Source organism: Aquabacterium sp. (genome assembly GCF_004297345.1).
GTDB lineage: Bacteria > Pseudomonadota > Gammaproteobacteria > Burkholderiales > Burkholderiaceae_C > Aquabacterium.
The window spans coordinates 1-9,694 of sequence record NZ_SCTN01000478.1 but is presented as its reverse complement, the minus strand read 5'-3'; the positions used below and the strand labels follow the sequence as shown (position 1 = coordinate 9,694).

The 9,694-nt window shown below is 61.3% G+C and carries 10 protein-coding genes and 1 pseudogene; 5 read left to right on the top strand and 6 right to left on the bottom strand.

Going from position 1 to position 9,694, the window contains the following annotated elements; translation table 11 throughout:
- Positions 1 to 437: pseudogene (locus tag EPO09_RS18425) on the top strand (hypothetical protein); the annotation flags it as partial.
- A gap of 19 nt (positions 438 to 456) precedes the next feature.
- On the opposite strand, the gene chrA reads toward EPO09_RS18425, so the two are convergent.
- Positions 457 to 1,782, bottom strand: coding sequence for a chromate efflux transporter (gene chrA / locus EPO09_RS18420; protein ID WP_290645354.1), 1,326 nt, complete (start codon positions 1,780 to 1,782; stop codon positions 457 to 459).
- Positions 1,779 to 2,864: a catalase family protein gene (locus tag EPO09_RS18415; RefSeq protein WP_290645352.1), complete on the bottom strand. Its 1,086-nt coding sequence runs from the start codon at positions 2,862 to 2,864 to the stop codon at positions 1,779 to 1,781. Before EPO09_RS18415 ends, chrA begins: the two co-directional genes overlap by 4 nt.
- A 109-nt stretch (positions 2,865 to 2,973) precedes the next feature.
- Here EPO09_RS18415 and EPO09_RS18410 point away from each other — a divergent pair, with 109 nt between their 5' ends.
- From EPO09_RS18410 to EPO09_RS18400, 3 genes are read left to right on the top strand one after another with little or no spacing between them, the layout of a single operon-like run.
- On the top strand, positions 2,974 to 4,929 hold the full coding sequence (locus tag EPO09_RS18410; RefSeq protein ID WP_290645350.1) for an acyltransferase family protein: 1,956 nt from the start codon (positions 2,974 to 2,976) through the stop codon (positions 4,927 to 4,929).
- Between the two features lie 59 nt (positions 4,930 to 4,988).
- The gene (locus tag EPO09_RS18405) at positions 4,989 to 5,939 is read left to right on the top strand and encodes an SGNH/GDSL hydrolase family protein (protein ID WP_290645349.1); all 951 of its coding nucleotides are present in this window, start codon (positions 4,989 to 4,991) and stop codon (positions 5,937 to 5,939) included.
- A gap of 10 nt (positions 5,940 to 5,949) precedes the next feature.
- Complete coding sequence (locus EPO09_RS18400; RefSeq protein WP_290645347.1) at positions 5,950 to 6,687, top strand: phytochelatin synthase family protein; 738 nt, start codon at positions 5,950 to 5,952, stop codon at positions 6,685 to 6,687.
- Positions 6,688 to 6,696: 9 nt separating this feature from the next.
- Here the strand turns inward: EPO09_RS18400 and EPO09_RS18395 are convergent, their stop codons facing one another.
- Genes EPO09_RS18395 through EPO09_RS18385 form a run of 3 tightly spaced genes read right to left on the bottom strand, consistent with a single transcriptional unit; the run spans position 6,697 to position 8,202 of the window.
- A complete protein-coding gene (locus tag EPO09_RS18395; protein WP_290645345.1) occupies positions 6,697 to 7,404 on the bottom strand; it encodes a cytochrome b/b6 domain-containing protein in 708 nt (235 codons plus the stop codon).
- A complete protein-coding gene (locus EPO09_RS18390) occupies positions 7,376 to 7,837 on the bottom strand; it encodes a diheme cytochrome c (RefSeq protein WP_290645343.1) in 462 nt (153 codons plus the stop codon). Before EPO09_RS18390 ends, EPO09_RS18395 begins: the two co-directional genes overlap by 29 nt.
- Positions 7,834 to 8,202 (bottom strand): DUF1924 domain-containing protein, encoded by a 369-nt coding sequence (locus EPO09_RS18385; RefSeq protein WP_290645341.1) that lies wholly within the window; start codon positions 8,200 to 8,202, stop codon positions 7,834 to 7,836. Before EPO09_RS18385 ends, EPO09_RS18390 begins: the two co-directional genes overlap by 4 nt.
- A 204-nt stretch (positions 8,203 to 8,406) precedes the next feature.
- Between EPO09_RS18385 and EPO09_RS18380 the strand changes: the two genes are divergently transcribed.
- The gene (locus EPO09_RS18380; protein ID WP_290645339.1) at positions 8,407 to 9,474 is read left to right on the top strand and encodes a PEP-CTERM sorting domain-containing protein; all 1,068 of its coding nucleotides are present in this window, start codon (positions 8,407 to 8,409) and stop codon (positions 9,472 to 9,474) included.
- On the opposite strand, the gene EPO09_RS18375 is transcribed toward EPO09_RS18380, so the two are convergent.
- On the bottom strand, positions 9,465 to 9,694 hold a 230-nt coding region (locus EPO09_RS18375; protein WP_290645337.1), incomplete at its 5' end, for a chloride channel protein. The two genes, EPO09_RS18380 and EPO09_RS18375, sit on opposite strands and share 10 nt — an antisense overlap.

Here is a 9,694-nt window from a genome sequence, read left to right as displayed (position 1 = left end):
TGGATTTGAAGTCCCTGGTGACCGACCTTTCCACGACGGTCTTCTCCAACTTCGTTTTTGCCAAGAAGGCGTATTGGCTTGAATGGCAGAAGCTGGCCGAGGCCTTCTTCAAGTATGTGGAAGTAGACGGGCACATGGATGGGAGCATGAAGACCTCCTACCTCTATGCCGAAAAAGACACCCACATGAAGACGTTCATTCAGGAGAGGTTGGCGTCCTTCATCCTGGCGACCCACAAGTTCGAAACGGTGACCTTTGACCGCAGCGCATCGGCCGAGGTCCATCCACAGCTATTTCAGGATAACTACGCCACCCGCAAAACCTTGTCTGTGTGCGATTTCATGAAGACCAAGTACAGGGAGACCTCGGACGAGGCTTATCTGGAGATGTATTGGAAGTTGCGATCGCAGATCCCGTTTACGCCGATCGTGATGTAGATGCGAGCACCAAGGCCTCTCACGCGAGGCCACTGGCCTTGAGCAGCCAGCCAAGGACAGCGCATGCGGCGATCACATGGATCACATTGCGTTTGAAGCGAAACAGCGCTATTGCAGCTGCCAGTGCAATCACCGTTGATACCGCATCGAATCGCCCCATGAAACCTTGCGGCCACAGCACGTGGTAGCCGAAGAACAAGGCCAGATTGAGGATCACGCCCACAACGGCGGCCGTGATGGCGGTCAGCGGGGCCGTGAACTGGATGTCATCGTGTGTGGCCTCGACCAATGGCCCGCCCGCCAGGATGAACACGAATGAGGGCAGGAAGGTGAACCAGGTCACCACGGTCGCGGCCACGGCGCCAGCCAGGAACAACTGGTCAGGCCCAAACAGCGCCTTCACGTAGCCGCCCACGAATCCCACAAAAGACACCACCATGATCAGCGGGCCGGGCGTGGTTTCACCCAGGGCCAGGCCGTCAATCATCTGAACTGGTTGCAGCCAGCCGAAGTGGTCCACGGCGCCTTGGTAGACATAGGGCAGCACGGCGTAGGCGCCGCCAAAGGTCAACATGGCGGCCTTGGTGAAGAACCAGCCCATCTGGGTCAAGGCGTGATCCCAGCCAAAGCGGGTGATGAGGTAGGCCATGGGCAGGAGCCACAGCAGCAGGCCGACCGTCATCACCTTGAGCAGCCCCGACCAGGTGAACAAGGCGTGAGCGGGTGTCGGCGTATGGTCGTCAATCAAGGCGGGCCCGTAGGATTTGTCCGCCGTGCCATGCCCGCCACCTGCCTTGAACCAGGTTGGCGACCACTTGCCACCCAGCCAGCCAAGCAGCGCGGCCAGCAGCACGATCAGCGGGAAGGGCAGGTTCATGGCGAAGATGGCCACGAAGGATGCTGCGGCGATGCCCCACAGGACCTTGTTCTTCAAGGCGCGGCTGCCAATGCGGTGCGCCGCTTGCACCACGATGGCCGATACCGCCGGCTTGATGCCGTAAAACAGGCCAGCTACCAATGGCACCTGACCAAAGGCCATGTAGATCCACGATAACGCGATGAGGATGAACAGCGAGGGCAGCACGAACAGGCCGCCCGCGATGATGCCGCCCCAGGTGCGGTGCATCAACCAGCCGATGTAGGTGGCCAGTTGTTGCGCCTCAGGCCCGGGCAGCACCATGCAGTAGTTCAGCGCGTGCAGAAAGCGCTTCTCCGATATCCAGCGGCGGCGCTCCACCAGCTCCTGGTGCATGATCGCGATCTGCCCGGCAGGCCCGCCAAAGCTGATGAAGCCCAGTTTGAGCCAGAAGAAGAAGGCTTCGCGAAAGCTGACGGGTGTGTTCAAGGTTCGATGCGGGCTTGGCCGTTGAGTTGGTGGCGCAGCTTGGATACAGCGATGTAGACATCCTTGCGCACGCGCGAGATACCGCCCAGAGGCCGGTGTGCCGCGATGCTGTGCCATGGCGTGAAAGAGCGTACCTCACAGGTTTGTGCGTCTTCGGGCGTCTGGGCCGGGATGGTAATACGGGCCACGGGCACGAAGGGTGATTTGGCCTCTTTCCACTCGATGGTTGGGTCTTCGATCGGCATCTCGGCGGGCACCGTGCGGGTCTGCACCATGAAGTCGAAACAGGCTGAGCCGGTGGCCAGTTGTGCGGCCATGTTTTCGCTCATGCGGTTGGCCGTATCGGATTGCTCGACAAAGGTGCCGCCCGCACATGGCCTGGCCGAGAACTTCATCTGCTCGCTGCCCAGCTTCGATGGTGTCGTGCTCCAGTAGCGCGAGTTCAGCGGGTTGAGCACCTTGTGCCCGGTAAAGCCCAGGATGATGGGGGTTTCGTGGAAGAGGTGGGCGGCAAGCCAGCCCGTCAGCGCCAGGCCCCCACTGGTGGCGGCCTTCTGGAACGCCACATAGTCGGCCGCATTGCGAACGAAGAACACCGGGTGGTTGGTCATCAGGAAGTCCTGCGTGCTGGCTGTCTGCTCATCGTCCAGCAACTTGGGGCCACCCACGCCCATGATTTTCAGCGCCATGCCGCGCGCATCGTTGTTGTGGTCGTCTTGAGATGAACCGGATCCGTTCGAGAAACGCACGACCGCGTTGTAGGCCTTCGGCGTGGCAAACAGGCCCTGCGCCATCTGCGGGGGCAGTTTGTCCAGCACGGTGAAAGTCGCTTGCACACAACCGTTTGACTTGCGGTGCGCATCTCGGAAGGCGTGGCCGTTCTGATCAAACCCAGTCTGCACGGAAGAACGAATCGCTTCGGTGACCGCGGCAATGGCGCTGGCTTCACCCGCAGGGATGACTTCGCCATCAGCAGATGGGGATGATGTGGCGACAGGCGTGGCCGCACAACTCACCAGACTGAACACGAACAGGGCTGTGGCCACGCTCAGGCGTGACGGAATCGGGGGGCTGGAACGCATAAGGCCTCTCTTGCTTGAACGCGGTTCGTTAATTTTGATGGCGCTGAACTATGCGCCAGGATCGCGGCGCACCCATTGGGAGATTCCCGCCACCCGGATAATCCGGCCGATGCGCAATTTGAGAATGGACATCCAGGTCTTGCGGGCCATCGCGGTGCTGTCTGTCCTGGTCTTTCACTTCGATCTGCCCGGCCTGAACAAGGGCTTTCTGGGCGTTGATATCTTCTTCGTGATCTCTGGCTACCTGATGTCTCGGGTGATTGTCGAGGAGATGGACGAGGGCCGCTTCAGCCCGGGCTCTTTTTATTTCAGGCGAGCCAGGCGGCTCTTGCCCGCGGCCTTGGTGATGTTCACCTGGGTGACGCTGATGGCGCCTTGGGCCTTGACCATCAGTGCCTTGCATGACTATGCCTTGCAACTGGCTGGTGCGTTGGGGTTTGTGGCCAACATGGTGCTGTGGCAGCAAAGTGGCTACTTCGATGGGCAGGCCACGCTCAAGCCCTTGTTGCATACCTGGTCGCTGGCGTTGGAGGAGCAGTACTACTTCGTGCTGCCGATGGTGCTGGGCCTGCTGGCTTGGGCTCCGCGGCGTTGGCGTGCGCCTGTCATGCTCGTGTTGACCGTGGCGAGCTTTGCCTTTGCGCAGTGGTTCGTGAGTCAGGATCCTTCCGGCACCTTCTATTTGCTCCCTACCCGAGCTTGGGAGTTATTGGTCGGGTCTTTGTGTGCCTTGCCCGGATGGACCACGATACGCCAGGCGCAACGGCGCATGGACATGGGCTGGTTGTGGCTGCCTTTGATGGCCTTTGCGCTGATCTGGGGGATGGATGAGATGCATCCTCGCGGTGATGCGCTGCTGGTTGTGCTGAGCACGGCAGGGCTGGTGCTCATGCCATCTGCGATGTTGCAGTCGCAACGGATGTGGATGCGGCCTTTGCACTGGATCGGCGATCAGTCTTATTCCTTGTATCTGGTGCACTGGCCCTTGATTGCCATGGCCAAGAACATCTGGCTGCAGGGGGGGCCAGCCTGGATGTCGTGGGCCTTGTTGCCGCTGTCCTTCGCGTTGGCGCAACTGTCTTATCGCTATGTCGAGCAGCCATTCCGGCGTGTGGCCACACCGGGCGCGATGGGGCGCAAGCTGTGCTGGATTCTCCTCGCACTGGCCCTGGCTGCAGGCTGGATGTGGCATCTCCTGCAGGCCCGATCTGGCGTGGACTGGAAGCAGGTCCGCCAAGCCAACTACGGCTTGTCGGCGCACTGTGATTTTGATGGTGCGATTGAGCCATTGCCGGCCTGTCGTACTCAGGCGCGGGTGCGCACGCTCGTTTGGGGTGACAGCTATGCCATGCACATCGTGCCGGCCTTGATCCCCCCTGTGTCAACCCCTGCATCGGCCCCCTCGGCGACCAGCGGTCTCATGCAGGCCACACGCAGCGCCTGTGCACCTTTGCTGGATTACGCGCGCCAGGTCAGCAAGGATCCCGCCGATAGAGGTTTGCAGTGCCTGGCTTTCAATCGTTCGGTGCTGGCTTACCTCAAGGCTCATCCACAGATCGACTACGTGGTGCTGTCGGCACGCTGGCGCTATTTCTTCGACGATCCGGTCGTGGATGCCCATGGCCATGTCGTCAAGCCCAGCCGGGCCGAACTGGCCGCCTCGCTGGTCAACACGATTCACATGTTGCGCCAACTTGGCCGCAAGGTGATAGTGGTGTCACCGCCCGCTGCCGTCGGGCCACAACTGGATCTGGGGTTGTGCGCCGAGCGTCATCTGCAAGGCCTGCTGACTTTCGTGCACGATGCGGATCAATCCTGCAGTTTTGCGCAGGCCGAGCACGAGCGCTATCAGCGAGATGTACTGGCCTTGCTGGACGAAGCCAGCCAGCGCGCCCATGTGAGTGTGGTGAGGCTGGATCACATGACCTGCCAGGCCGGGCGTTGCGCGAGCGTGATTGATGGCATCCCCCTCTATCGTGATGCCGGGCATCTGTCGCGTGCAGGCGCCAGCTACCTGGGGCAGACGATGAACCTAGGGCACATCGTGGAGCGGGATGCGCGATAGTGGTGCGTCTGTCGCTATCATGAAGGCTTGTGTCCGCCTGTTGCTGAGGGGCCTTCCACGTGTCTAGTCCTTATCGATTGTCGAGGCAGTTGCTGATCGCACTGCTGGCCCTGATGAGCGCGGGCCAGGCCCTGGCGGCCTATTCGCAGGTGATTGCCTTTGGCGACAGCCTGTCCGACACCGGCAATCTTTACAAGCTGACCTCGGGGCTGTACCCCGCAGCGCCTTATGTCGACGGGCGCTTCTCCAACGGCGAGGTGGCCGTGGAGGCCATGGCGGCTGATCTGGGCCTCAAGGTGACCAGCTATGCCATTGGCGGTGCGCAGACTGGTGCGGGCAATCAAGGCGGAGCGCTCCTCAACGGTACGGGCGTAGCCGGGCAGATATCGAGCTACACCACGGTACTCAATGGCCAAAGTTCCGATCCCGATGCCTTGTACTTTCTGTGGGCCGGCCCGAACGATTTCTATGCTGGCGCCAACATCTGGTCTGCGAGTACCTCTTCCAAGGCTGCCAGCAACATGCTGGGCAATGTCATGGAGCTGTATTACATGGGCGCACAGAATTTCTTCGTGCCATTGATGCCCGATCTGAGCCAGACACCAGCCAGCCTGTTGGCCAGCCCGCAATATCAGGCTGCAGCTGGCCAACGCACCAGTGAGTACAACCACCAGTTACTCAGTGGGCTGAGCAATCTGGTGGCGCAGGTGCAGGGGCTCAACATCATCGTGTTCGATACCTCGGGCTTCATGGCCAGTGAGTTGCCTTTGTTGCGTGCATCCGGCATTGATACCGTGGACGCTTGTTTCAACGCGGCTTCGGGGCATGTTTGTGCCATGCCCAATACCTATCTGTTCTGGGATGGGCAACACCCGACGACGTTCACCAACCAGATTCTGGGGCAGGCTTTTGCGTCTGCTGCCACCGTGCCTGAGCCAGGTGCGTGCTTACTGATGTTGCTGGGCATGCTGGCCATGGTTGTGGTCAGGCCATGCAGGTCAGGGCGCTAAGCCAGCCATCATGAATGGCCGTTTGTCATCAGCATGGCTGTTGGCGCTGGCCTTGTTGGGCGGCAGTTGCCCACCTGCACGGGCTGCCGATTCGAGCAGCAACTCGGTCGAGGCATCGGCGGCGGTGTTGTCGTCACCCGCGGTGTCTGCGCCAGCGCTGCGAGGCACTGCTTCCGTTCAGGCTGCGCCTTACTGGCAGGACAAGCTATTGCTGGACAAGGCCTGGGCCTTGCCCGTCGCGTCGCGCTACAAGACGCACATCGAGTTCCAGCACAACCTGACTTTCTGTGGCCCCAGCAGCATCGCCAATGTGGGGCACTCCTTGGGTTCGACGCTGGATCAGCGCGCGGTGCTGGAGGACACAGGCGTCAGCACGACGCTGGGTTATCTACCCTCAGGCCTGACGCTCGATGAGCTGGCCGGCGTGGCGCAGCGCCGTTTTGCGCCCGGGCATGTCACGGTGTGGCGTGGCCTGAGTCTGGACGCGTTTCGGCAACATCTGCGTCAGGCCAATGAGCTGGGGCGGCGCTACATCGTCAACTTCTCGCGCGCGCCATTGTTTGGCCAGGGCGGTGGGCATCACTCGCCCATTGCCGGCTACCTGGCTGCGCAAGACCTCGTGCTGGTGCTGGACGTGAACCAGTCATTCGGCCCCTGGCTGGTCAAACCCGAGCGTTTGCTGGAGGCCATGAACACGGTGGACAGCCAATCGGGCAAGCTGCGCGGTTTGTTGCTCATCGAGCCGTGAGCTGGCCGATCAATCGTCATCATCGTCATCGCCATGGTGCTGGCCAGATGGCGCTTGCATCGTGGCTTGCTGACCGGGTGTGGGCGCATGTTGCCATTGCTGCCACCAGAAGGTGAGCACGCCCACCAGCATCACCAGGGCCAGGCTGCGCCAGGTGCGCCGGATGCCGTTCTGTGGCTGGCCTGATTTGTAGCCCGTGATCATGGCGCGCACCAGATTCTCTCGATGCAGGCGGCTGCTCAGCCCTACGCCGACCACGTGGACGCCGATGATCAGCAGCATCAGATTGGCCAGCACTTCGTGTACTTCTTCCAGCCATTCGCCGCCTACATCATTGAAGTTGGCCCACCCGGTGCTGGTCACGGCTGCAGTCAAAGCCAGGATCAGCATGATGGCCAGGGCACCTGCCGGGTTGTGGCCCAGATGGTGCTCTGCTTGACCTTGCAAGAGCCCTCTAAGGTAGCGCATCACAGCCGCAGGCCCGCGTACAAAGCTGGCAAAGCGCGCGTGGCGTGTGCCGATAAGGCCCCAGACCAGACGGAAGGCGACCAAGCCGGCCATGGTGTAGCCAAAGGTCACGTGCACGAGGCGCCAGCGTTCACTCTCGGCCGTCAGATAGGCGCCAGCAAAGCACAGCACCATCAGCCAGTGGAAGAGACGCACGGGCAGGTCCCAGACCAGCACGCGTTCAGCGGGGGATGCGGATGAATCGTTCATTGAAATCTCCTTGATCTGCACGGGTGTGACAGGCCGCACAGTTGGATGGGCTCTTGATGCTGGCGCGTTGCCAGGTGCTGGCGCCGACCTCGTCGTGTTCATGCACAAACCAGGTGGAGCGGGTGATGCGGTCCTGCGGCGGAGCGCGGCGATCGCCGGCATGGGCGGTGAGCCACTCGCTCAACTGTTGTGTGGTGGCTGGGTCGAGCGAGGCGTCGGTGCCGAAGTGGCGCGGCAGGTTCTTCACCAGCCGCTGCCAGGACTCAGCAGGCAGCAGTTGAGGCGGGTAGGCCACGTGGCAGGCAGCGCATTCTTGTTGATAGCGGGGATGCAGGGGGGCGCGAGAAGCTGGTCTGTCGTCGTCATCGGCGTGCGCCGATGTGGCGAGGAGGGCAGCTGTTGCCAAGGTCAGAAGCGTGTTGTGCAGATTCATGGTTGCACCTTCAGTGTGAGTAGCCAGGTCAGCACATCGGCTTTTTCGATGGCCGTGCATTCGCGGCCGACCACGTCGTTGCAGTTACGGCGGAACCATTTCTCGACTTTGGCGGCGTCTGTGAATCGATCCGGATTGAAGGCCGGTGCCAAGGGCAGGATGGCCTTGCCGGTAGCCGCGTGCTGGCCCGCTTGGGTTGGCTTGGCGCCATGGCAACTCGCGCAGCGCCACTCTCGCCCGTGCAGGCTTGTGAAGAACTGCTGCCCGCGTTGGGCATCCGCCGGTCTGCCGGCATCCGCAGCGTAGCGCTGAGCCAGCTCCGCAGGTGTCGCAGCTTGTGCCAGCAACGGTAGTGTCAGGCTCATGCAGACCAGCGCTGAGCGCCAGGTTGGCCTGTTGTGTCGTGAGTGTTTGTGCATCATGGCGGCGACTCCTTGACCTTCATGATGGGGAGCTTTCCTTACGGCCGCCTTAAGCCGGGATGCTCATGACTGGCGGTAAATTTGCTTGGCTTGCAGGTTGCCTCGTGATTAAATGTGAAATATGCACATTATTTTCGTGGGGCTCGCATGACACGTTTTCAACTGAACTGGGCACTGTCTGCAGCGCTGCTGGCCAGCCTGGCCGCGCCAGCCAGTGCAGGCGTCTTTGGCACCTTGGGCAATTTCGATGTGGTCAACGACACCGGCGCGACCGCCTATGGGTTCGAGATCGACCTGGAGGGGCTGCACAGCAGCGACATCACCGATACGTTCGGTGGTGCGGGCAGAGGCTTCCCGACGTCCGTGGAACGCTACGGCGCGCCCTCCATCAGCGAATACACCAATGGCAGCATCTTCGGCGTCAAGGTGACTTATCAAGCGCTCTACAACGGTGGCGGCTGGAGTGTGGGCACGCCCAGCGGGGTTTTCACGACGCCAGGGGAAAGTTGCTGGACCGGTGGCAACATCGGTTACGGAGCCGCCACGCCGTGTGATCACTTTGGCGTTGGCACCATCGGCAATCCCACCAAGACAAGCTATGCCTGGCTGGTGGAGTCCAACTCGCCTGGCGTACTCACCACGGCGACCGTCAACCTGCCCGCCCCGATCTGGTCCGTGACGCCCGCGCCCAACCCGGCGGCGCCAGCTCCTGTGGTGGTAGCTCAGATCCAGGCGCCCAAGCCGGAGATCGAATCCCAGTTCGGCTCGGCCATCTGGGTCAAGGTCTATACAACCGAGCTGGAAAACAAGGTGGAGCTAGAAGAGCTGGTAGGTGGCAACGCCAAGGTTCAGGCTGCCAAGAGTCATACCGAGATCGAGTGGCAGCTGTTGCAGACGGATCCAGGCAATCCGCTGGCTGGCCAGCTTGAGAACGGTGGCGGGGCAGCAGTTGGTGAAAAGGCGGAATCCGTGCTGCGCCGCTATGAGTTCTTCAACTATTCCGGCCTTTACGATCCGGAAACCCACGAGGCGCTACCGGTGCTGGGTGACAGCCACCCTGGCGAGGGTGAACTGGGCGACTTCATCGGTGCACAGAATGTGGCGGTCAACCTCAATGGCAACCCCGTCGGTGCGGTGCCTGAGCCCGCAACCCATGCCTTGATGCTGAGCGGCTTGGCCATGGCCTTGCTGGTTGTGCGTCGCCGTCAGGGTTGACGTTTCGCCTGTCCCACTCGCTGTGCCTTGTAGATGCCTGTGTGGCCTGAAAACAAATAGCTGATCACGCAGGCCAGTGCCGCAAACAAACCAATCGGGGCGCCAAACAGTTCCATGGCCATGAGCGTGCAGGCCAAGGGGGTGTTGGCCGCACCCGCAAAGACCGCCACGAAACCCAGGGCAGCCATGAAGCCGATTGGTTGATGAGATCGGAAGAGCA